Here is a 21100-nt window from a genome sequence, read left to right as displayed (position 1 = left end):
GAATCGTCCTGAAGGTGGCGTTAACGGGCGTTGTTTGCCCGTTTACACCACGGACGACTTTTGAGACTTGGTTTGTAGGCTCAAAAGCGAGGTTCAAGACCGCTTCTCAGGCTTGGACCGGTCCCAGGACGATGGCATTACGGTCAGCCGACTGCGGCAACCACAACCTAACTAAGAATTAGCCGTCGCCACAAAGCGGGCTAGTTCGCCGGCGGACATGCCGGCGCTGACGCCGACTAATAATTTGATGCGTGCTTTTTGGCCGTTTAAGCCTTGGCAGAAGATGACGCCCATTTGTTTCAACTGAACGCCCCCACCTTCGTAGTCGTAAACATCTTGGGCAATCCCGTTGAAACACCGTGAAACTAAGACGACGGGAATGTTCATATCTAACAATTTTTGAATCGCAGGTAACGTGACGGGCGGCATATTGCCGGCCCCTAGCGCTTCAATGACGACCCCGTTAGTCGTTGGTTGGGCGATTGCTTCTAATAATTCGGGACCCATACCCGCGTAAGCTTTAATCAAGAAAACATTGTCGGCCACCGTTTGAATCGGACAAACTGTTGAACGTAACAATGATTCAAAGAAAACCACGCCATGCTTGGCAACCAACCCGATTGGACCAAAAGTTGGCGTCCGGAACGTCGCGACATTGGTCGTATGCGTTTTAGTCACATAGCGCGCCGAATGAATTTCGTCGTTCATGACGACTAATACGCCTTTGTCAGCGGCATCGGGAGCACTGGCCGTTTGAATGGCCGTTTCCAAGTTGTGTAAGCCATCGGAGCCGATTTCGTTGGCTGACCGCATCGCCCCGGTCACAACGATTGCTAATTCGTTTGGCAAGGTCAAGTCTAAGAAGTAAGCCGTTTCTTCTAAAGTATCCGTCCCGTGTGTCACGACGACCCCATCGATACCTTCCGAAGCCGCTTTGGCAATCCGTTGTTTCAATTCCAACATCCGCGCCGGTGTGATGTGTGGTGACGGTAAGTTAAAGACGTCTTCGGTCTGCAACTCCACTTCATCGCTAAAACGATTCACATAATTATCGAGCGGATTTTGCGCCCCCGGTGCCATATTGCCACTTTCATCAGCGGACATCGCAATCGTGCCCCCGGTATGTAAGACTAAAATCTTTTTCACAATACTTCCTCCTATACTATCAAACCTAATCAGTATGCATAATTTTAGGCTAGCCACCGCGACTTTGCAATTAAAACTCACACCTAACTAACCTAGTAATGAACCTGCCACCATCAAAGCAGCCACCTCATGATTTTCTCATTAAGGATGCAAACGTTGTTATAACAATGATTTTCGCAACTCCACAAAAATATTTCCATGAAATAAATTGACAAAACGGTCCGTTGCTTTTATAGTTAGTTACATAAGCAACTAACTAAGCAACGAACTAACAAAGCTTAATCAACTTGACAAGGGGAGTATTAAATTATGGCTAACACACCAATTATGACCGTGGCGGATTTACACAAAACATACGGGAAGCCCGGCACGAAACAATATGAAGCGTTAAAAGGAATTGATTTTGAAGTCAACGCCGGCGAATTTGTCGGCATTATGGGGGCCTCTGGTTCCGGGAAAACCACCCTATTAAATATGCTTGCGACGTTGGACCAACCAACGAGCGGTGAAGTCACGATTAACCAACAACCAATTACCCACTTAAAGGGGAATCAGCTTGCCGATTTTCGGGCTAAAGAGATTGGGTTCATTTTCCAAGATTTCAACTTACTCGAAACAATGACCGCCTTTGAAAATATTGCTTTACCATTGACGTTACAAAATGTCGCCGCTAAAAAGATTAAACCGGCCGTCGAAATGGTCGCTAGTCAATTAGGCATCAGCCAATTTTTGAACAACTATCCAAATGAATTATCCGGTGGTCAAAAACAACGGGTCGCTGCTGCGCGAGCATTGATTAACGAACCCGCCATGCTTTTCGGTGACGAACCAACCGGGGCGTTGGATTCCAAATCAGCCCGCGAGTTACTCGACTTATTTACAACTATCAACCGCGAACAAGCCGTTTCTATCTTGCTCGTGACCCATGATCCTTTCTCAGCCAGCTACTGCCAACGTATTCTTTTCATTAAAGACGGTAAGATTGGCCAAGAATTACATCGTGGTGACCGTTCACGGACTGATTTTTACCAACAAATTCTCGACACTTTAGGGACATTCGAACAATAGAAAGGAGCTCACCATGTTAACCAAACTTGCCATGACCGGTTTCAAAAACCGTTGGCGGGACTACTTAGTCCTCTTCTCCGGCTTAATTATGTCGAGCGCCATTTTCTATATGTTTGAAGCCCTAGCCACCAATAAACAATTTTTAAGCAGTAATTCTGGCATCAGCTTAGCCGGCCAAATTTTCCAATTTGGTTCCGTCTTATTGACCATTATTACTTTAGTTTATATTAGTTATGCCAATTCATTTTTGCTCAGTATGCGGAAACGCGATTACGGTTTGTTCATGTTAGTCGGCGCGCGTAAAAGTAAAATTGGCCAATTGATTTGGCTCGAAACGTTACTCGTTGGGATTACCGCCACGATTGTCGGGATTGCTCTCGGAACTATTTTGACCGTTGGCGTCAGCAAATTATTAGTCAGCAGCCTCGGCTTAACGTTGCATCATTTCGCCGCTTGGTATACGCCAGCTGCTAGCACCACCTTATTGTTATATGTCGGCTTATTCTTATTAGCTGGTTTCTTCAACTTAATTGCCTTAACTAAGACGCCGGCTTTGAAACTGTTACACAGTAATGACCAACCGAACCGGCCCCGCTTAAAACCATTTCGTCAATTAGTAGAAGTCATCATTGGTTTGATTTCAATTGCGATTGGTTATTGGGCCATGAGCGACTTAAAAAACTTACAAATGGCTGGTATTGGGATTGCCTTAGTGACGATTGTTATCGGGACTTATCTCTTATTCAATGCCATCTTTGTTTGGCTCGTCGTTTTACTCAAGCAATTCAATTTTGCGCATCGCGGTTTGAACGGTTTTACTTTGTCACAATTAAGTTTCCGAATTCGTAACTACACGAAGATTTTATCAATTGTCGCGATGTTATTCGCTTTAGCTTTAGGGGCGATTACCGTGGGGATGGGCTTCCATCGCCAAGTACCTTTAATGGCGAACAGTTCGAATGCTTATGATATGGGGATTGTTAACGCGACGACAGCTCAGAAAAAACAAATTGCTAAGTTGAACCCGACTAACCAAGCCAACTATCATTTTAAAGTTGGTAAAAAAGTCGTTTATTATCGGGCCAGCGAATTCAACCAACACCCGTTTACGACCATGGATCAAAAGAGCAAAAACCAAATTGATTCCGTTGCGAAACAAAACAATGCCAAGCAACTCGCCAAAAGCATGACCAGTTATCAATTATCACAATTACAAGCTAGCGCTAACCAAAACATGTCCCAAGTGTTCTTATCAGACGCGGCCTACGCAAAGATCACGAGCAAACAAAGTACGTTAACGATTTTTGCCACCAAAGATGTTGCCAAGCATATGAATGCTTTAAAACACTTGGCGGCCAGTCAACAACGCCGCGACAAAGGGCTGACCGAAAGTATGCTTGGTGGCCGCTATGGTAACTACATCATCGTCAACGGCATGTATTCGGGCTTAGAATTCATGGGCTTCTTCTTAGGGGTCGCCTTCTTAGCCATGCTCGCTAGTTGCTTGATGTTCAAGATTTTATCTGGCGCTGCGGCTGACCGGAATCGTTATAAGATGTTAAACAAGATTGGGACCCGTCAAAGTCAATTACGGGCCGCGATTCGTAAAGAAATTGCTGTCTTATTCATCTTGCCTGGTATCGTTGGCGTCATTCACGTTTTATTCGGTTTGAAGATGTTCACCTTTATTATGGTCGGCTCACCATATACCGGTATTTGGTTACCATTCTTAATCTTTGCCGCGTTATATGTCATCTACTATTTAATTACCGTCTCAATTTATCGACGAATCGTTTTAGAATAACCTTTTGGAGGGGGAATAAATCATGGTATACTTTGGATTAGTCGCGTTATTAATCGTCATTACACCACTACATCGCTTTGGGCTCGCTAACCGCCGCCACTTCTGGCTCGGTAGCTTGATGCCGTTACTGTGGTTAGGGGCTAATGGTCTCGTGGCCAGCTTAACGTTTTATCAACATCAAGACGTCTTGTTGGCCGTCTTAGGCACGTTGTTATTACTCTCGAGTTGGGTCGCCGCGCGAATTGATCGCACGGAGCACCAACTCATGCCCAAACATCATAAAATTGCGACGAAATAATGCTTACCTACTGCTACGAGGTGAAAAAGATGCAGTTCAACTTTAATAGTACGGAACCAATCTACTTACAGGTTGCCGAACAAATCGAAGAAGCCATCTTTGCGCGCACCTTCTCGGAGGGCGAACAAGTCCCTTCGACTACGGAAATATCCAAAGAATTCCATATTAATCCCGCCACCGTTTTAAAAGGTATGAACATTCTCGTTGATGCGAACCTGATTGAAAAACGCCGGGGGGTCGGCATGTTCGTCGTGCCGGGCGCACAAGGACGCATTGTCGAAAAACGACGCAATCAATTTTACGATGATTACGTTAAAAATCTCGTGAGTGAAGCCCGCAAGCTGCACATCACCAAACCGGAACTAGCACAATTAATTGAACGGGGGTTTCAAGCGAAATGAGTATTCAAGTCAAAGCGGTCAGCCAAGCTTTCCATCATCAAACCATTCTCGATAACGTCAGTTTAACGATTGAACCGGAAAAAATTTATGGATTGCTCGGTCGTAACGGTGCCGGAAAAAGCACCTTACTAAATATTATTAGTAATCGTATCTTTGCCGATCACGGGACGGTTACTTTGGATGAACAATCCATGCGTGATAACGACCAAACTTTGGGCCGAATTTATTTGATGAGTGAGGTCAATTTATACCCCGACCGCACGAAACTAAACAAATTATTGGATACGACGACCCAACTTTATGGTGACTTCGATCGGCCCTATGCTGAACGACTCGCCAAAGAATTCGGGCTCGACTTAAACGCCCGCTTCGGTAAATTATCGACTGGTTATCGCACCATTTTTAAACTAATCGTGGCGTTTTGCGTTCCCGCTGACTACATCTTCTTAGATGAACCGGTTTTAGGGTTAGACGCCAATCATCGCGAATTGTTCTACAACGAATTAATTGAAACTTATAGCGAAAAGCCACGAACTTTTGTGATTTCAACTCACTTAATTGAAGAAATCGCTAATTTGATTGAACATGTCTTTGTCTTAGATCATCATCAAATCACCGTCAACGGCAGCGTCCCGGATATTTTAGAGCGCGCCTACACGATTAGCGGGTCCGACCATGATGTCACGACCTACACGCAAGGCTTAAATGTGATTGGCGCGGACCATCTTGGTGGGATTACCGCCCATTACGTCTACGGGCCCTTGCAAGATGATCGGCCGATTCCGGATACCGTCAAGATTGAACATTTGGACCTACAAAAACTATTCATCAATTTGACGAATACTAAGGAGGAAGCCCATGTCAACTAAGGTTCGGGCGCTGACTCGCTATTACTTACTTGACCAACTGAAATATCTCGGCTGGGTCTACGCGTTGTTAATTGCCACGTTCGCCCTGTTACCGGCCCTATTCGCCTTAATTTCCGGCAGCTTTACGGCGGCGACCTTACCAAATAACTTAAGCGACCTCGGCGTCGGCGTGATCTTTTGGTTCTTCATCTTTATTACGATGAGTCTCACCTATGAAAACTTCAAACTTTGTATTCAAAATGGAATCTCGCGGCGGACTTACTTTAAAGCGCGAGTTATTACCTTGTTACTGCTGAGTTTGATTGGCGTCTTGATTGCCACGATTTATTACTTCGGCGTCACCGCCAACTTTCAACACCACAGTGCCTTAAAGGCTTTGTTGGTTCAACCATATGGCGGCCTGTACGGGCGGTTCTTCGGCAGTAATGTTTTCATCAATATTGTGGGCTACGTGGTATTTACGTGGATTTTTATGGTCGGAACCGGCTTAACTGGCATGGCCATTGGCGGCGCATTAAGTTTATTGACGACCGGCATCCGCCGCTTAGTAATCGTCGTAGTCCCCATCTTAGGATTCTTCGCGTTAATCCTAATAGCTAATATTAGTAGCTCTCGGACTTATCCGAACGACGTGGATACGCCGATTGAAAAACTATTTAAATTTTTAATCGGCTACAACGCTGATGGCGCCGCGGGTTCCTTCAACCCGACGGTCCCGGTCATCACCATGATTATTGGCTGTTTAGTCATGGGCGCCATTGCCTATTATGTCAATCAAAAATTGAAGGTCAAAAACTAACGACGAAGTGGGGGTTACAACATGTCATCAAAGCTTAAATCGGTCACCAGGCAATTTTTCCAATCACAAATACGATACTTAGGTGGTACGTACGCTTGGGTCGTGGGAATCTTAATTGTGGTGCCATTAATCTACGATGCCTTAACCCAGCAGTTATCGACATACGTTTTTTCAAACGTCATCAAGGGGTTGGCACTCAACTTCGTCTTTGGCTTTTTCATCTTCATTATCACTTGGTTTACGACCGATGATTTTCAATTATGCATTCAAAATGGCATTTCACGACGGACCTTTTTTAGGGCGCGCCTCCTAAGTATCGTGGCAATTACCTTTGTCGGTGACCTAATTGCGACCATCTACAATCAGATCGTATGGTCGCCACATCTCACTAATTTTCTCAGTAATACGGCCTTTGGCTTTTACAGCAAAGGCTTCTCATCAGCCTGGCTCGCCGGGTTAGGGGCCTTTCTATTTGGCTGGCTGGACTATTTATGTTTAGGCACGCTCGGCATGGCCATTGGTAGTGGCTTGAGCTTGTTATCCAAGCGCATGCGCTATACCGTTTTAATTGCCGTTCCCGTAGTTGGGCTCTTGCTTTTAAACCTACTGTTGACAATCTTCACCAAGCTCCCGCAAGCTTATCTCAATCGCACTTGGCTCAACTTTTTATGGTGGGCCGTGGGTGATCCCGGCCATCAACAAGCGGTCGGCTACTTTAATCCTTTGGTTCCCACCCTCTTCTTAGTGGGCTTCACCACCATCTTCACGGCGATTGCCAGTCAATGCTATCGCCATTTACAAGTTAAAAAATAACGACAACCAGTTAGTCCTTGCGACTAGCTGTTTTTTTGTAATTTGAGCGTGGACTTCACTATAGCTCATAAACTGCGAGTGGCAATGATAACCAACATAAATAGACAAATTTTCGCACAACGTTTCAGCCATAGTTAGGCATCTTCAACTCGAGGAAACGTTAATTTTGGCGATGGCCGTTTTGTCCTGTTATGCAAATAAGGAACTCAATCAATGCTTATACTAGTTCTGGTTATGTACGAATGAGCAGCTTGCCGATATTATTAGTCACTATAAATACGGCATTAGTTCGGCGTGCAGTTCGCTGAACTTCATCACCAACGCCGGCCAATGTTTTTATAAATGCTGGTTACCAATATTGCTCGTAAAAGGCCGCGAAAATAGTGACACCCTGATTGCAATTTCAACTTCAAACAACAATCCATTTAGCTGCCCGCTGACTGTGATGGAAGCCGCCATGCAGGTGGCGTTAACGGGATTGGGCTGTATCCCGTTTACACCACGGACGCCTTTTGAGACTTGGGTTTCAGGCTCAAAAGCAAGGGCCAAGACCGCTCCTCAGGCTTGGACCGGTCCCCATGGCGGCTGGAATTACGGTCAGCTGGCAGCGGCCAGCAAGCATCCAGTAACAAAAAAGCCAGCCAACCTCGGCGTACCGAAGTTGACTGGCCAAACTAGTCGCTTATTTTTCTAATAATGTATTTTGTAAATCGGTCTTAACGACGATGACATCCGTTAAGGCATTGCGTTGCACAAACGTGGTAACTGAGCCTTCTAAGACCCGTTCCATCGCATTTAACCCGGTCGCCCCCATCATAATTAAATCGTTGTGATGGTCACGAATGAAGTCTTGCGAGATGATTGGTTTAGGGCTCCCCATCCGAATATGAAATTCAATATCTTCAAAGCCGTCTGCCTTAATTTTATCAACCGTCTTTTGTAAGTAAGCTTCGGAATCTTGAACGAGTTGATATGTGATATCGCCATCGGCTAAGCCGGCCAAGTTATAGCCAAATTGTCCCGGATCAATCACCGATAATAAATCAACGTGGGCTTGGTTACGCTTTGCCACTTCAATCGCTTTCGCCAACGCCACTTCCGCTTGTTTGGAACCGTCTAAGGGAACTAAAATATTCGTATATTCTTGTAACATGTGCGCCACACCCTTTCCTCTACTACCTTTATTTTACCATTGATTACTAATGAATGCGTTCCCAATTGTGGGTTCAGCAATAAAACACACGGTTAAATTACGCCTACTTTTTGATAAAAATGCTAAATATGCCAGTTAACAAACTGGGCTAGTGCGCAAAAATGCAGACTTTACCTAATATTTACACAAACGCTGTCTTAGATTTACATGCACCGCCTACAATGTGGGTAATTAGTTGGGGAGGGGCGGTTCCAATGATGATGACGTTAAAAATGCACAATGGTTTGATTCAACGCCAAACGGTTGTTGTAGATAGTGCAATCACTTACCAAATCGATTTAGTTTTAAAGCGTTGGTGCCCACAACCGTTTATTGTTAAAGTAACAGCGACCACGTTAATTGGGACAACCATCTTAACAATCGAACACTTTGCCGATGTGACCAGTGCTCGGACCGCGTTTAGTAATTATTTTAACGATTTAGCACAAAAATAATCGTTACCCCCGCACAAGGTTCGCTTTTATGCTAGGATAATACCTATCGACTGAACTGATAAGCTGGGGGATTCACATGCAAACCATTAAACAATTATGGCAACGATATCAAAGTGTAATATCATATTTAATTTTTGGTGGCCTAACGACAGTTGTAAATATTGTCGTCTTTTGGCTCTTTAACAGCGTCATCGCCTGGCCCGTCTGGTTGGCTAACGCGGTGGCGTGGTTTTTGTCGGTCCTATTCGCCTATATTACAAATAAGTTATGGGTCTTTGATTCCAAAACGCCCACGGCCGGCGCCGTTATTCGTGAAGCCACTTCATTTTTTGGTTTCCGCCTGTTAAGCTTCTTCATTGATGAAGCCATCATGATAATCGGCACATCTGTCTTCCATGGCAATAGCCTGGTTGTTAAAATCATCGACCAAGTTGTTGTCGTTGTCTTGAACTGGTTTTTCAGTAAGTTATTTATCTTTAAAGACCGGACATAACTGCCATTTGAGTTAACCGTTAAGGCAGTCACTCGCAATACTTTTTAAAACACATACTTTCCGAATAGCCCATCCAAACCGTCATCCATCAAGGTGGCGGTTATTTTATATAACCTTTTAGGCAGTTTCCGTGCAATTGGCGTTAACGGGCGTTTTTGGGCCGTTTACACCACAGACGTCTTTTGAGACCTGGGTTTGGGCTCAAAAGCGAGGTCCAAGACCGTAATTCCATCGTCCTTGGACCGGTCCCAGGACGATGGAATTACGGTCAGCCAACTGCGGCAATTACACATTCACCAATATTTGGAAAGTTCCGGTAGCGACAAGCAAAAAGTCCCCGTAACCGCCCCCAGTGCAGTTACGGAGATTTCATTTAGGCCCGATGTTCAAGATCAATTCGTTGGTTCGTGGTATGTAACATCGCTAACTTATGCATGACATCATCGATGTTAATGCCGTCCCAATTATAAAAAGTAAATTGGCGACCACCCTTCATCTGAATCAATAAATGGCGTGCACACGATTCGTAACCATTGCGAATCTCACTTTGCGTCGTCGTCATTTCGTAATACTGAATTTGAGCTAAGTTAATCACTACTTCACCAATCCGCACAAAGCGCGGGGCATCGGCATCCACCGGCACCGGAATCACGACTTTCGTTCCGTCATGGTGCCGCTGACTTAAATTGGTCGCAATTAAGCCGGCGGTCGTTAACTGGGGCGTGAAACACAATTCTTCACCTAATTTAACGGGACCAGTCGGAGGTGCGGCTGATAAAGCAAACTTAAAATGACGTCCATGAAAATCGGTTAAGATTCCTTGATTCAATACAACATTAATTTGCGTAACATGGCCAATCATAATTAACATCCTCCTTCCCACCGATTACCGTTAATTTACCACGTCAAAAAAGCGTTTTCTGAACCTAGACTTGGATTTCAGCATTTTTATGCTAATTTATGAAAATCGTTATTTAAATAACCTTTTAAAACCTTGCCATGGTAAACTTGAACCACATCACAAGGAGGAACTGCCATGTCATTTACTACTGAAGAAAGTGATTATTTATTAACCTTACTTGATACGCAATTATTTACTTTATTATCGCGAGTGACGCGTTGGCAAACTCACAGTTTATCGCAAGCCCAATATGATCGCCAAGTTGCGGAGACCTTGACCCCGAACTTGACCTTAATGACACAAATTGTGACCAAGCTAGCCCCCACCGTTAGCGACCAAACTCAACTTGGCGCTTTGCAAGTGGGACTAACAAAATTGACTGACGCGACGACTTATCAACTGACCACTACGCAACTTAATCTGGCTAACGAACGGCGGATGAACCGGCATCGTCGTTAAATTAGTTAAGAATTCGTCATAATTAAGTCGTAACGTTGCTTACGCTAAAAAATCCCCTGAAGCGAGCGGTGTCAATGTTTCAGGGGATTTTTTTGACCAGTCAGTTATGTTTGCAAAGCTAACGATTGAACCTAGTTAAGCTAGATATCACGGGTAAACATCGGTTATTAACTCATCAATTCCAGCACTGGTTAGCGTGGACATTGACGGCATGGGACTCTTAACAAAAAATTCAAATTTCAGACACGAGATAACTATTTTTACCCGGTACAATGATTTTATTAACTAATAGAACTCGCAACGAAAGAAGGAGGGTCTCATGTTTTTAATTGTCTATTGTGCACTCGCAATTGCCGTCTTTTTCTGGATGTTCGGCTTCGTTAAAGCCGCCATCTTCGTCGCTTTACTAACCCTAGCCCTCGTTGGCTACTCCTTCGTTCGGCGACAGCTCGATCGACGGCGCTATATGAAAAGTCACCCAGCAAACAAAAGCCGTGGCTAAAAAACCCCAATCAACCAAACATAAAAATCGACGCCCATAATTCAACTTTGAATTGATGGACGTCACTTTTTTTATAATGCGGCCCCAATTTGTTGCGCTTGTTGCCCATAAGTCGTTTTAGCTAAATCTCCCGGTCCAAAAACACCACCCGCAATGACGGTTCCTCGATTTTCCCAATGCAAACTATCAATAAAACAAGCTTGATAATAAGGTAGCATCAAGGCTTCGATGCGTTCGGGTGCGCTGGCACCGGCCATCAACAAAACGCCTTGTTTATTCACAAATAGGTCGCGCATATCAAACGTCATTCTATCCAACGCGGTTTTTAATTGTGATGAGAATTGCATCCAGTGCACCGGTGATGCGAAAACAACCGTCTTAGCTTGCCCGATTGCTTGAATAATGGTCGTCATATCATCATTGACGGCCGGCTGACCAAGCTGATAAGGCGTAATCACTAACTTCGCCAAATCAAATTGTTGCACCGCTATCCGTGGCGCCAGTCCCGACCGAAACGCTTTAATTAGGGCTTCTGTGTTACCTTTAGGTGTCGTGCTGCCGTTTAAAATTACCATTGAATCAGTCATGTAAATAACCTACCTTTTTTGAATGTGCTATAATGCTAGCACTTGAGAGTTACTCTCAAGCAAGCTTAAAGTTTCATTCGGAGGTAATCGCAGATGTTAACAGCCAATCAGGCGGCCCAACAATTGGGCATGTCGGTCCATACCGTCCGCTACTATGCCAATCAAGGCTTAATTCCTAATTTACAACGTGACGCCCATAACCAACGTCAATTTGATACCGCAGCTTTAAATTGGTTACAAGCCTGCCAATACTTACGGCAATCGGGGATGTCAATCCACGATTTAAAACAATACGTCGCCCTCTGCCAAACTGGCGCCACCACCTTGCCGACGCGGCATGCCATGCTAGTCGCCTTAGCGCAACAAGCGCAGGCCCGGGTGGTAGCTGCCCAGCAACAAGTCGCCTATATCCAACAACAATTAGCTTGCTATGACCACGACGAACAAACGGCCCAAGCCGATATTCTAAATCCCAGTAATTGGACCACCCCTGCTGCCACCGCCGCTAATATCGACCGTCAAAATAACCGGTAGCTAACACCACGCTACTAACCGAAAGCCTAAAAAATACCAAGATAAGCTCAAAATGGGGGCCTGATGTTAAAATTTCATCAGGCCCCCACTTGTTTTTTTTAAAAATTTTTTTATGGTCGCAACGTGTGACAAAAAGGCTGGCCGTACATTGGTAAATCGACAACCAACAACTCATCATCGTTTACAAACAGACCGCAAAATAGCTACCCACATCAATTGCGCGACAACGTAATTATCATTTAGTGCGCTTTTAAAACGGCCAACCCATTGATAATATTATCAACCGCTTGATGGACATACCGCGGGTCCGTGGCTAAGTTCAAGCGTACAAAGCCTTGGTCATTTTTGCTAAACCATTCACCAAAGTCAACCGCTAACCCACATTTATCTTGAATAAATTCGCGCGTATCAGTCGGTTTAATATCAGCTCGTAGATCCAACCACGTTAAATAAGTACCTTGTAAATCCGCGACGACAATTTCAGGAGCATGTGCTGCGAGTTGGCTCTTCAAATAATGATAATTGTCGCGCACAATCGCCAAAATCTGGTCCAACCAATCCGCCCCGTACGTATACGCCGCTTCGCCAGCCGTTTGCCCCAAGACGTTCACTTCCGTTTGGCTAAGTCGTTGTAAACTCGCATCATAGCGCGCCCGCAACTGGTCATCGGGGATAATAATATGTGAATTCAACAAACAGGCGACATTAAAAGTTTTAGATGGTGAATTCACCACAATGGTCCGGTCGGTGAAACGGCCATTAGCTAGCGTTAATGCCGAAATAAACGGATAATTTTCAGGGTCAATTTCAATATCTTGATGAATTTCATCAGAAACGACTAAGACATCATATTTTTCACACAAGGCTAATAATTTCGTTTCTTCTTCAGCGGTCCAAATCCGACCGACAGGATTATGCGGTGAACATTGAATAAATAACCGCACTTCATTATTTTTAATTTTGTTTTCGACGTCGTCATAATCAATCGAATAAGTCCCATGATTATTAATTAACTCTGAGGTCACTAGTTGGCGATGATTATCTTGAATTGCATCGTAAAATGGATAGTACACGGGCGTCAAAATCAACACGCCGTCCCCCGGTTGCGTAAACGTATTGACCAAGGCATACAACGAATTAACGACCCCCGTGCCAAACCGCAACCAGTCTTTTTTGAGCGTCAACTGATGCCGCGTTTGTTCCCAATTAAAGAAGGCCTCGTAATAACTATCCGGTGTGTATGAATAACCATAAACGCCATGCGCAATCCGGTCGGTTAAAGCTTGCGTCACTTGTTCCGGAACCTTAAATTCCATATCGGCGACCCACATTGCCAATAAATCCGGATTACCATAGCGTTCCTTGAGTAAATCCCACTTGAGTGAGTTCGTATTTAACCGATTCGTGGCGTATTGCTTAATAAATGTTGCTTGATCCATCTTAAACTCCCCTTCCGATACTTGGCGACAAAAAAACTCCGTCCTTCATTACAAAGGACGAAGCTTTCACTCCGAGGTGCCACCTATCTTCACAGCTTATGCTGCCTCATCCGCGCTTAACACGCGTGATCTGGATATCGGCGACCAATCCGAATCAGTAGCGTGAACCACTGATTAACTCCGAGCTCATCTTCACTAGGGGCGCATTATCAATTTCCACCATCCATTGACTCGCTTAAAACGCGGCCCTAGCTACTCTTCTCATCAACATATCATCTTTTTAAGTTAGTGCTAACTCTACAACGTCCAATTGCAAAAGTCAACGTTGCGTCTTAAAACTGTGCGGCGGTTGGAATTTGAAAAGCCGCAATTTGTTGATCAGCAATCGGGAACGTCCCCGTCGCTAAAAAGCGTTTCGCTTGCATGACGAGTGGCGAGCTATTGGCCCAGTTGAGTTGCGCTAGCGGCACGCGCGCCGCTCCAGCCGAAAAGGCACTCGTATAACTGGGGCGTTTGGTAATCAACGTCCCACCGACTGGTTCTAATAAATAAAACGTGCTAATCATCGCGCGTTGTAAGCTAAGTTCATACGTAGCCGGAAAAGTAAAACGGATGGTACCGAGTTGTTTAGCAATTACCGTTTCCAATCCTGTTTGTAATTTAGTGATGCGACTAACCGTTTCGCCAAGGGTTAACTCGGTATCAACCGGCGCCGTCGCTAGGTCATAGCGATTGGCAAAAGGACCGGTTAAACTTTTGTTAACGACTAAACTGGTCGCATCCCCAATAATTCCACAGACGAATAGCGGATTAATTTGTTCGACGATCATCGGTTCGCTTCCTTTTATCGTTCAATAGTTTGCTTAGAAACTTTATAAATCATTAAAAATGTTTAAATATCCAAAAAATTTGTGACAAGATTATTTTACTCTTTTACGTCCCGATGTGAAACCTAAAATGAATCGTATTATAAACATTTAACACTTTTAACGTTCTCGTAAAAAAGAACGCCGGCCCTTACGCCCGCGTCCTTTTGATTGTTACTAATTTGTAATATCTGTCGTATTAATAAATGACTGCGCTGGTACCCGTAATAACCATCGCGTCATGGCTTGATGGCCAACATGCACCCCTAAACCATTCCAAAAGTTAGGTTTGTAAGTCGCAGTTAACTTCACCGCGTACGCCCGCTCATGTTGCCAATCTTGTTTTTTCAAGGCCGTTTGTGACCATGGAATCCCCGCGTCCGCAACTTTAACCTGTTTCAAGCTACTAACGACGGTCGCCTTATTACTCGAAACCGTGTACTTAGCGCCTTTAACCCAATAATTATAAATATGCACTGGCTTATTGGTGGTACCGCGGTCAACCGCGACATAATAAGACCGCTTACTCCCCACTTGTAAGACCAGTGGTTCATAGCTGTAAGTGACTTCAACGTCTTGCTTATTGGACAAGTCAGCACGATTGGTAAAGGTAACATACCCCATGCCAATTACTAACCCAAAGCTCACGACCAGTTCCCCAATCGTGATGAATAAACTACGCCATTCAAACGTATGCTTGCGTTCCACAATCATCTTAATGCGCCGGACGCGAATATTATGAAATACCCACACCAATAACGCCAAAACAATAATCCAAGCAATGATTCCAATCCAATTCCATGCAGAAGTCATTGATTGCCAACCCTTTCCCTATATCCTTGTTGCTCTAATTGTAAATAATTCGACCTTAAATAACAAGTAATCCTCCCAAAAAGCGACAACTTTTCCAAACAATTGATTGTGAAAAAAATCACTGAAACGCCCCAATGTAATCGAATTCATGGTAAAATATAATTATTAACATGTAGAAAGAAGGAGTACCGATGATTGCAGCACTTATTTATTGGGTCGTCGTAGTCGGCTTAATTGTCTGGGGCGTTTGGATGGCGATTTTGTCCGCATATTGGGCGGGTCAAAAGCAAAACGGCAATATTTTCTTTATTGCAATTATGAATACGTTAGGTCTCATTGCCGGATTACTAGTTTGGTGGGTCTTCAACAACCAAAACTGGCAATACTACTGGTTATCAAGTACCGTGCGAACCACGAATCTCTTAGGGATTGTCTTGATTTGCTACGTGGTCTTAATTGTGATCGAATTCTTCCAAGGTCGCGGTATTAAACCAGCTACCAAATAAATTTATTGATAAAAAGACGTTGGTCATCATTTAGATGGTCGCGTCTTTTTTTCACAAGGTAGGTCAAATTCAATGAAAGTTTATTTAATTCGTCACGGCGAACCGGATTATACTGAGGTCAAAGCGGCCCACTACGTCAGTTACGGGCGTGAATTTGGCGGTTTAACGCCCGCCGGCATCGGTCAAGCGCAGCAACGTGGTCAAACTTTGCCGCCGGATATCCAATTAATCTTGACGTCACCTTACACACGGGCCCTGCAAACGGCTTTAGAAATTGCCCGGCACACCACGATTCCGGTGCAAGTCGAACTCGGCTTGCACGAATGGCAACCGGATTTAACGGGCACCCAACTCCAAACAGACGCTGAAGTCACACAAATTTATGCGGAATATCAGCGCTCACCAACCATTTGCCCGCAGAACTTTCCATTTCAATATGAAACGGCTCCAGCGGTTTGCGAACGCGTTAATGCAGTATTGGCCAAGTACGCGAACGACTACGACTGCCTCGCCTGCGTCACGCACGGCGAAGTCATGCATCAACTAACGGGGCAATCGACTTTCAATTATTGTGAAATGGCGACCCTCAATTATCCAACGAGCCATTAACCCTAAACGACAGCGGACTGAAGTGTTGAACTTCAGTCCGCTGTCGTTGTAATCAAATTAAGTTCTTAAGTAGCCATTTTCTTGTTTAACCGCTAACTGCGCCGCTAGATTCAAATAATTGAATGGTTGATTGAAGTTCGGTGAAAATAACATGTCAAGAAATGCCAACTGGTCAATGGTCCCACCATTTTGCATGAACGCGGACACGGTATTAGCAGCTTGTGACACATCATGTTCACTCATCAGCTGCGCACCGAGCACTTGGCGGTTATTGCGATCATAAATTAATTCAACCGTCACTGGTACCGCGTCGGGCATAAATTCTGGGCGATACGCCCCCGTATAGACGACATGCGCGACATGTCGCTGGGCAGCTTGGGCACTTGCCAATGTTAGACCCGTCCCGACGACCGTATGACCAAAGACCATCATCCCGGTCGAAATCTGCGTGCCAATCGACCGTAACCGCCGTTCACCAACATTCATCCCCGCTAGCGCCCCTTGCCGCACGGCTTGTGAAGCCAAAGGCGCATACACATTGCTTTTGGTTGGATTAAAGTGACTAGCAGCTGCATCGCCCGCCGCCAAAATATCAGGGTCTGAAGTCTGCATATAGTCATCCGTTAAGATGGCCCCATTGGCCGCCATCGCGATTTGGCCCTCCAATAAGTCGGTTTGGGGCACCATGCCGGCACTCATCGCTGCCATATCCACCACAAAATCACCTTGTTTGGTCGTTACAAGTAACTGGTCATCCGCAGTATCTGCAAACGCGGTAACTTGCGCATTGGTCACTACTTGAACGCCTTTTTCAACGAGGACGTCGGCCACTTGGTCCGCAATTAAGGGTTCGACATACTTATTTAACAAGTGTGCGGTTTGTTGTAGTAATAAGACTTGGTGACCGGAATTAATGTACGCTTCGGCTAACTCGACACCCACATAACTTCCGCCAATAATGGCGATACGGCGTTGTTGGACCGTATGCTGACAAAGATCATGCGCTTGGTCATAAGTTTTGCACAACAAAACTTTGGGATTCTCAATTCCCGTAATGGCGGGAATGGCCGTAATCGAACCAGTGGTCATAATTAATTTGTCATAGTGAGTCGTCGCCATCTGCTTGGTGATTAAATCTTGGACAAGCAACGTATGGACATTGCTATCAATATTAATCACATCATGTTGCAAAGCCATCGTGACGCCCTGTTTTTCAAAATCCGCGGGATCAGCATACATCGCATCACTGAGTTCGGGGATGGTCCCCTCGATATGTAAGTAAGTCGCACACGATAAATATGAGATTTTAGCTTGACGCTCATACACCGTAATTTCGGCTTCTGGATAAGTAGTTAAGACTTGTTCAACCGCTGCTATTCCAGCATGGGTGAACCCAACGACGACGACTTTCATTCAATTTCTCCTCTTCTAACCAACGATTAGCAACATATTATAGTATACTGTTATTATAATTTAAGTAAACCAATCGCTTATGAGGAGGCGCTTTCAATGGCACCCATTTACCGTTTTTTTGTACAACCCCAAGTCAATACGGCGACTAAAACGATTAATGGCTATGAATTATTGATGAAAGAATATACGCCGGCTGGTTGGCGGATTCCCGCATCATTTTTAACGATTGACTCACAAATCATCGCCGACTTACTCGTGGCTACCACCAAAATCCTGTCATTAAAAGTCCGCTACTGTTCCGTAAATATTAGCCGGGCCCAATTAATGACGACCACGATTGCCGACGCTATCATTAAAAGTCAACAACAACTCTACCCCACTAAACTAGTCGTGGAGTTGACCGAAGCTGACAGTCCACAAAAGTATACCGTGGCCGAACTGTTGCCCCAACTCAAACATTTTCGGCAACAAGGGATGCAATTATCGTTAGATGATGTTGGCACCGGCGATAACTATTTTAATGAGATTGAAGACTTATTGCCCTACATGTCAGAAATCAAATTTGCGTTGCAAAACTTCCAACTCGATTTAAAGAATCCCCCAATGCAACAAAAGCTACATTTTTGGCGCGCAATCAGTGTAGAATACGGCTTACGCTTGATTTTAGAAGGCGTGGAAGATGCGGCCGATGCCACCCGCAGTCAACAACTCGGCATCAAATATCAACAAGGCTATTATTTTGGCAAACCCCAATTATTAGCTTTGCCTGGCGATCATTTTGCCAACTAAAAATAGCTGTGATTAGTACACCAAGTTTCACTTGGGTCTTAACCACAGCTATTTTTTATGCTTTGACCAGTGGTGAAAATTCGATAGTTACCTGCTGATTCGTCGCCAACGCAATTTCGCTTAATAACTTCGTTGAAGCATTCATAGCGCCAGTTTCTAATCTAGCAACAGTTGATTGGGGTTTATGAATTAATTGGGCAAAGGCCCGTTGTGTCAGCCCTAGTTGTTCACGTAAAGCTCTAACTTGGACCGCCACAACTAAATTAATATTAGCCAGTTGGGCAGCTTGGGCGAATTGGGCATCATCCTGACGCCGTCGACTGGCATATTCATCAATTTTACTCATATCGATCACCTCTTTAATGCGACACTTTTCAGCAATTACGATAGCCAGCGGCAACCATAAATCAACTATATTAACGACCAAAAAACGCTTGACCATCACAAAAATAGCCAAGCGTTTCGAAAAATTCCATTTATTGTAGCTATTCAATCCCTAATTCAAAGCCACCAACACTCAGTTCACCAGTCTTTAAGCCACTGGCAACCATGGTTTTACCCGCAGTCAAGGCTGCGATAGGCGCATCGCCAAGATTGAAGCGCGCCCGCACCCGGTGGTCATCCGTTTGGCGTGTTAACGTCAAACTCGCCCCCTGAACTTGCCAGCTAATGGCACTCGTCGCTAAAAAGTCACTGTGGGCTTTGCGCCAGGCAATCAAAGTTTGTACGAATTGGCGCAAGTCCAAGTCTTGGTTCGTTTCGTCCCATTCCATGCACCGGCGATTATCGGGATCGGGACCACCGGCTAACCCGACTTCGGTCCCATAATAAATACAGGGACTCCCCGGTAACAACATTAGCAAGGTCAAGGCGGCCCGGACTTTAGTCGTATCATCGTGGAAAATGGTCAACATCCGCGCAGTATCGTGAGTATCCAGCGCATTAAACATCGCCTGTTGATTAGGTTGGCGATATTGCATCAATTGCAAATTGGTCTTGCCAACGTAATCGTCTAAAGTCAACTCACCATTAAACAACACTAAGATTGGTTGCGTCAACGGATAGTTCATCACGGCATCAAATTGGCCATTATTGACGAGCGCTTGACTACTGTGCCAAGCTTCACCTAATAAGTAAACGTCGGGTTTGACCGCACGTAAAGCGCCGCACAAGTTCCGCCAAAAACCATGATCGACTTCATCGGCCACATCAAAGCGCCACGCATCAATGTTGAATTGTTCAATCCAATATTTCGTCACGTCGATCAAATATTGTTGGACCGCCGGATTTTGCGTATTTACTTTCGGCATCGCCGCACCGGTTGCAAATGTTTCATAATTCAATTGACCGTCGGCATTGCGACCGACGGGGAAATCATGAATATGGAACCAATCAGCAAAGCGCGAGTTTTGGCCATTTTTCACGACATCTTCCCACTGTGGCGAATGATCGCCAAAATGATTAAAGACCGCGTCCAACATCACCCGCATCCCGCGAGCATGCGCGCCGTCTACTAACGCTTGAAAATCCTTTTTCGTCCCAAAATGCGGGTCAATTTCAAAGTGGTCAATCGTATCATATTTATGATCGGATGGTGATGTGAAGATTGGGCATAAATATAAGCCATTAATACCTAAATCGGCTAAGTCATCGAGATGGTTGATAATTCCTTTTAAGTCACCGCCATAAAATGAATCCCGTTTTACCGGACCTTGGCCCCACGGTTGCACGTTGGCCGGATCATTCGTGGTATCGCCATTGGCAAAGCGTTCTGGGAAGATTTGATACCAGACCGTATCTTTGACCCACGCTGGTGGTAGTTCCGCATCACTGACGTGTAAGTATGGTAAATGGAAGTACCGTCCCGTAACAGCCCAATTGGCGGCAGTATCATCAAAGAAACCTTCATCACCATAACCGAGCGTTTCCCCCGCCAAGTCGGTCAGTTTAAACGCATAAATCAACCGGTTAGTGGGGATGTCCACGTTTAACGTCCAATATTGATTTCCTTGCGTGGCGAGACCGGCGTGCATCGTGGCATGTTGCATCGGCGCGCCTTCTTGCCATAAGTACATATCAGCATAATATAATTCCACTTGTTCAATATCTTGACGGGCAGTTTTGAGCCGCATCAAAACTTGATGGTCCGCTAAAATCGCGGTATCTTCACTTTCAGGTCGATGTAAAATTCCTGCTAATTGCATCGTTAACTAGCTCCTTTTTAGTAACCGGTTACATTTTAAAGTTAACATAACCGCTAAATTCCAATAATCAATCGGTGATTTTCTTGAAAACGCCCCCGCTCACGCGTAATTTAGTGTATGATTTAGACAAAATCATTTGA

Annotated in this window: 27 protein-coding genes; 17 read left to right on the top strand and 10 right to left on the bottom strand. The window is 44.8% G+C overall.

The window, feature by feature from the left end; translation table 11 throughout:
• A partial coding sequence (locus tag DY78_RS16610; protein ID WP_235810650.1) for a hypothetical protein occupies positions 1-182 on the top strand: 182 nt, incomplete at its 5' end.
• On the opposite strand, the gene DY78_RS08015 is transcribed toward DY78_RS16610, so the two are convergent.
• Positions 172-1146, bottom strand: a complete 975-nt coding sequence (locus tag DY78_RS08015) for an asparaginase (RefSeq protein WP_024623598.1) — start codon at positions 1144-1146, stop codon at positions 172-174. The genes DY78_RS16610 and DY78_RS08015 overlap by 11 nt on opposite strands.
• Before the next feature lie 309 nt (positions 1147-1455).
• Here DY78_RS08015 and DY78_RS08010 point away from each other — a divergent pair, with 309 nt between their 5' ends.
• From DY78_RS08010 to DY78_RS07975, 8 genes are all read left to right on the top strand, one after another.
• On the top strand, positions 1456-2214 hold the full coding sequence (locus tag DY78_RS08010; protein WP_024623599.1) for an ABC transporter ATP-binding protein: 759 nt from the start codon (positions 1456-1458) through the stop codon (positions 2212-2214).
• Positions 2215-2227: 13 nt separating this feature from the next.
• On the top strand, positions 2228-4018 hold the full coding sequence (locus tag DY78_RS08005; protein ID WP_024623600.1) for an FtsX-like permease family protein: 1791 nt from the start codon (positions 2228-2230) through the stop codon (positions 4016-4018).
• 22 nt (positions 4019-4040) lie between these two features.
• On the top strand, positions 4041-4316 hold the full coding sequence (locus DY78_RS08000; RefSeq protein ID WP_024623601.1) for a hypothetical protein: 276 nt from the start codon (positions 4041-4043) through the stop codon (positions 4314-4316).
• A 29-nt stretch (positions 4317-4345) separates the two neighbouring features.
• The gene (locus DY78_RS07995; RefSeq protein ID WP_024623602.1) at positions 4346-4717 is read left to right on the top strand and encodes a GntR family transcriptional regulator; all 372 of its coding nucleotides are present in this window, start codon (positions 4346-4348) and stop codon (positions 4715-4717) included.
• The gene (locus tag DY78_RS07990) at positions 4714-5586 is read left to right on the top strand and encodes an ATP-binding cassette domain-containing protein (RefSeq protein WP_024623603.1); all 873 of its coding nucleotides are present in this window, start codon (positions 4714-4716) and stop codon (positions 5584-5586) included. Before DY78_RS07995 ends, DY78_RS07990 begins: the two co-directional genes overlap by 4 nt.
• Positions 5576-6385, top strand: coding sequence for a hypothetical protein (locus tag DY78_RS07985; protein ID WP_024623604.1), 810 nt, complete (start codon positions 5576-5578; stop codon positions 6383-6385). Before DY78_RS07990 ends, DY78_RS07985 begins: the two co-directional genes overlap by 11 nt.
• Before the next feature lie 21 nt (positions 6386-6406).
• On the top strand, positions 6407-7198 hold the full coding sequence (locus tag DY78_RS07980; protein WP_024623605.1) for a hypothetical protein: 792 nt from the start codon (positions 6407-6409) through the stop codon (positions 7196-7198).
• Positions 7199-7556: 358 nt separating this feature from the next.
• Entirely contained in the window at positions 7557-7892 is a 336-nt protein-coding gene (locus tag DY78_RS07975) for a hypothetical protein (protein ID WP_235810649.1), read from the top strand.
• On the opposite strand, the gene DY78_RS07970 is transcribed toward DY78_RS07975, so the two are convergent.
• Positions 7881-8351, bottom strand: coding sequence for a universal stress protein (locus DY78_RS07970; RefSeq protein ID WP_024623606.1), 471 nt, complete (start codon positions 8349-8351; stop codon positions 7881-7883). The genes DY78_RS07975 and DY78_RS07970 overlap by 12 nt on opposite strands.
• A gap of 254 nt (positions 8352-8605) precedes the next feature.
• Here DY78_RS07970 and DY78_RS07965 point away from each other — a divergent pair, with 254 nt between their 5' ends.
• Together DY78_RS07965 and DY78_RS07960 are read left to right on the top strand one after the other, a co-directional pair.
• The gene (locus DY78_RS07965) at positions 8606-8845 is read left to right on the top strand and encodes a hypothetical protein (RefSeq protein WP_024623607.1); all 240 of its coding nucleotides are present in this window, start codon (positions 8606-8608) and stop codon (positions 8843-8845) included.
• Between the two features lie 76 nt (positions 8846-8921).
• Complete coding sequence (locus DY78_RS07960) at positions 8922-9338, top strand: GtrA family protein (RefSeq protein WP_024623608.1); 417 nt, start codon at positions 8922-8924, stop codon at positions 9336-9338.
• A 373-nt stretch (positions 9339-9711) separates the two neighbouring features.
• Here the strand turns inward: DY78_RS07960 and DY78_RS07955 are convergent, their stop codons facing one another.
• Positions 9712-10200, bottom strand: a complete 489-nt coding sequence (locus DY78_RS07955; RefSeq protein ID WP_024623609.1) for a hypothetical protein — start codon at positions 10198-10200, stop codon at positions 9712-9714.
• Between the two features lie 174 nt (positions 10201-10374).
• Between DY78_RS07955 and DY78_RS07950 the strand changes: the two genes are divergently transcribed.
• Entirely contained in the window at positions 10375-10698 is a 324-nt protein-coding gene (locus tag DY78_RS07950; RefSeq protein ID WP_024623610.1) for a hypothetical protein, read from the top strand.
• Positions 10699-11017: 319 nt separating this feature from the next.
• A complete protein-coding gene (locus DY78_RS07945; protein ID WP_024623611.1) occupies positions 11018-11200 on the top strand; it encodes a hypothetical protein in 183 nt (60 codons plus the stop codon).
• 71 nt (positions 11201-11271) lie between these two features.
• Here the strand turns inward: DY78_RS07945 and DY78_RS07940 are convergent, their stop codons facing one another.
• A complete protein-coding gene (locus tag DY78_RS07940; protein ID WP_024623612.1) occupies positions 11272-11787 on the bottom strand; it encodes a flavodoxin family protein in 516 nt (171 codons plus the stop codon).
• A 93-nt stretch (positions 11788-11880) separates the two neighbouring features.
• Here DY78_RS07940 and DY78_RS07935 point away from each other — a divergent pair, with 93 nt between their 5' ends.
• The gene (locus DY78_RS07935; RefSeq protein ID WP_024623613.1) at positions 11881-12321 is read left to right on the top strand and encodes a MerR family transcriptional regulator; all 441 of its coding nucleotides are present in this window, start codon (positions 11881-11883) and stop codon (positions 12319-12321) included.
• A 239-nt stretch (positions 12322-12560) separates the two neighbouring features.
• Here the strand turns inward: DY78_RS07935 and DY78_RS07930 are convergent, their stop codons facing one another.
• The 3 genes from DY78_RS07930 to DY78_RS07920 all read right to left on the bottom strand — a co-directional run bounded on the left by DY78_RS07930 (position 12561) and on the right by DY78_RS07920 (position 15439).
• Positions 12561-13760 carry a MalY/PatB family protein gene (locus DY78_RS07930; RefSeq protein WP_024623614.1) on the bottom strand — a complete coding sequence of 400 codons (1200 nt, stop codon included), beginning with the start codon at positions 13758-13760 and terminating at the stop codon, positions 12561-12563.
• A 332-nt stretch (positions 13761-14092) separates the two neighbouring features.
• Complete coding sequence (locus DY78_RS07925) at positions 14093-14590, bottom strand: NUDIX hydrolase (protein ID WP_024623615.1); 498 nt, start codon at positions 14588-14590, stop codon at positions 14093-14095.
• A gap of 213 nt (positions 14591-14803) precedes the next feature.
• Entirely contained in the window at positions 14804-15439 is a 636-nt protein-coding gene (locus DY78_RS07920; RefSeq protein WP_024623616.1) for an LVIS_2131 family protein, read from the bottom strand.
• Positions 15440-15630: 191 nt separating this feature from the next.
• On the opposite strand from DY78_RS07920, the gene DY78_RS07915 reads away from it, so the two are divergent.
• Together DY78_RS07915 and DY78_RS07910 are read left to right on the top strand one after the other, a co-directional pair.
• Positions 15631-15945: a hypothetical protein gene (locus tag DY78_RS07915; RefSeq protein WP_024623617.1), complete on the top strand. Its 315-nt coding sequence runs from the start codon at positions 15631-15633 to the stop codon at positions 15943-15945.
• Positions 15946-16017: 72 nt separating this feature from the next.
• Positions 16018-16554 (top strand): histidine phosphatase family protein, encoded by a 537-nt coding sequence (locus DY78_RS07910; protein ID WP_024623618.1) that lies wholly within the window; start codon positions 16018-16020, stop codon positions 16552-16554.
• A 57-nt stretch (positions 16555-16611) separates the two neighbouring features.
• On the opposite strand, the gene DY78_RS07905 is transcribed toward DY78_RS07910, so the two are convergent.
• Positions 16612-17967, bottom strand: coding sequence for an FAD-dependent oxidoreductase (locus DY78_RS07905; RefSeq protein WP_024623619.1), 1356 nt, complete (start codon positions 17965-17967; stop codon positions 16612-16614).
• Between the two features lie 96 nt (positions 17968-18063).
• Here DY78_RS07905 and DY78_RS07900 point away from each other — a divergent pair, with 96 nt between their 5' ends.
• Positions 18064-18756, top strand: a complete 693-nt coding sequence (locus tag DY78_RS07900) for an EAL domain-containing protein (RefSeq protein WP_024623620.1) — start codon at positions 18064-18066, stop codon at positions 18754-18756.
• A 55-nt stretch (positions 18757-18811) separates the two neighbouring features.
• On the opposite strand, the gene DY78_RS07895 is transcribed toward DY78_RS07900, so the two are convergent.
• The gene (locus DY78_RS07895) at positions 18812-19102 is read right to left on the bottom strand and encodes a helix-turn-helix transcriptional regulator (protein ID WP_024623621.1); all 291 of its coding nucleotides are present in this window, start codon (positions 19100-19102) and stop codon (positions 18812-18814) included.
• A 139-nt stretch (positions 19103-19241) separates the two neighbouring features.
• On the bottom strand, positions 19242-20960 hold the full coding sequence (locus DY78_RS07890) for a glycoside hydrolase family 13 protein (RefSeq protein WP_024623622.1): 1719 nt from the start codon (positions 20958-20960) through the stop codon (positions 19242-19244).
• Between the last annotated feature and the right edge of the window lie 140 nt (positions 20961-21100).

Origin of the sequence: Lactiplantibacillus fabifermentans DSM 21115 (assembly GCF_000498955.2) — a bacterium.
In the GTDB taxonomy this organism is placed as follows: Bacteria; Bacillota; Bacilli; order Lactobacillales; family Lactobacillaceae; genus Lactiplantibacillus; species Lactiplantibacillus fabifermentans.
This window is presented reverse-complemented; position numbering and strand designations above follow the sequence as displayed.

Excerpts from the sequence above, each read along its gene's own strand:
- DY78_RS07990 (WP_024623603.1), top strand. The coding sequence starts at position 4,714 with ATGAGTATTCAAGTCAAAGCGGTCAGCCAAGCTTTCCATCATCAAACC.
- DY78_RS07955 (WP_024623609.1), bottom strand. The coding sequence starts at position 10,200 with ATGATTGGCCATGTTACGCAAATTAATGTTGTATTGAATCAAGGAATC.
- DY78_RS07895 (WP_024623621.1), bottom strand. The coding sequence starts at position 19,102 with ATGAGTAAAATTGATGAATATGCCAGTCGACGGCGTCAGGATGATGCC.
- DY78_RS07950 (WP_024623610.1), top strand. The coding sequence starts at position 10,375 with ATGTCATTTACTACTGAAGAAAGTGATTATTTATTAACCTTACTTGAT.
- DY78_RS07940 (WP_024623612.1), bottom strand. The coding sequence starts at position 11,787 with ATGACTGATTCAATGGTAATTTTAAACGGCAGCACGACACCTAAAGGT.
- DY78_RS08005 (WP_024623600.1), top strand. The coding sequence starts at position 2,228 with ATGTTAACCAAACTTGCCATGACCGGTTTCAAAAACCGTTGGCGGGAC.
- DY78_RS07905 (WP_024623619.1), bottom strand. The coding sequence starts at position 17,967 with ATGAAAGTCGTCGTCGTTGGGTTCACCCATGCTGGAATAGCAGCGGTT.
- DY78_RS07995 (WP_024623602.1), top strand. The coding sequence starts at position 4,346 with ATGCAGTTCAACTTTAATAGTACGGAACCAATCTACTTACAGGTTGCC.
- DY78_RS07985 (WP_024623604.1), top strand. The coding sequence starts at position 5,576 with ATGTCAACTAAGGTTCGGGCGCTGACTCGCTATTACTTACTTGACCAA.
- DY78_RS07945 (WP_024623611.1), top strand. The coding sequence starts at position 11,018 with ATGTTTTTAATTGTCTATTGTGCACTCGCAATTGCCGTCTTTTTCTGG.
- DY78_RS08000 (WP_024623601.1), top strand. The coding sequence starts at position 4,041 with ATGGTATACTTTGGATTAGTCGCGTTATTAATCGTCATTACACCACTA.
- DY78_RS07935 (WP_024623613.1), top strand. The coding sequence starts at position 11,881 with ATGTTAACAGCCAATCAGGCGGCCCAACAATTGGGCATGTCGGTCCAT.
- DY78_RS07890 (WP_024623622.1), bottom strand. The coding sequence starts at position 20,960 with ATGCAATTAGCAGGAATTTTACATCGACCTGAAAGTGAAGATACCGCG.
- DY78_RS07980 (WP_024623605.1), top strand. The coding sequence starts at position 6,407 with ATGTCATCAAAGCTTAAATCGGTCACCAGGCAATTTTTCCAATCACAA.
- DY78_RS07920 (WP_024623616.1), bottom strand. The coding sequence starts at position 15,439 with ATGACTTCTGCATGGAATTGGATTGGAATCATTGCTTGGATTATTGTT.
- DY78_RS07970 (WP_024623606.1), bottom strand. The coding sequence starts at position 8,351 with ATGTTACAAGAATATACGAATATTTTAGTTCCCTTAGACGGTTCCAAA.
- DY78_RS07910 (WP_024623618.1), top strand. The coding sequence starts at position 16,018 with ATGAAAGTTTATTTAATTCGTCACGGCGAACCGGATTATACTGAGGTC.
- DY78_RS08010 (WP_024623599.1), top strand. The coding sequence starts at position 1,456 with ATGGCTAACACACCAATTATGACCGTGGCGGATTTACACAAAACATAC.
- DY78_RS07965 (WP_024623607.1), top strand. The coding sequence starts at position 8,606 with ATGATGATGACGTTAAAAATGCACAATGGTTTGATTCAACGCCAAACG.
- DY78_RS07900 (WP_024623620.1), top strand. The coding sequence starts at position 18,064 with ATGGCACCCATTTACCGTTTTTTTGTACAACCCCAAGTCAATACGGCG.
- DY78_RS07960 (WP_024623608.1), top strand. The coding sequence starts at position 8,922 with ATGCAAACCATTAAACAATTATGGCAACGATATCAAAGTGTAATATCA.
- DY78_RS07915 (WP_024623617.1), top strand. The coding sequence starts at position 15,631 with ATGATTGCAGCACTTATTTATTGGGTCGTCGTAGTCGGCTTAATTGTC.
- DY78_RS07925 (WP_024623615.1), bottom strand. The coding sequence starts at position 14,590 with ATGATCGTCGAACAAATTAATCCGCTATTCGTCTGTGGAATTATTGGG.
- DY78_RS07930 (WP_024623614.1), bottom strand. The coding sequence starts at position 13,760 with ATGGATCAAGCAACATTTATTAAGCAATACGCCACGAATCGGTTAAAT.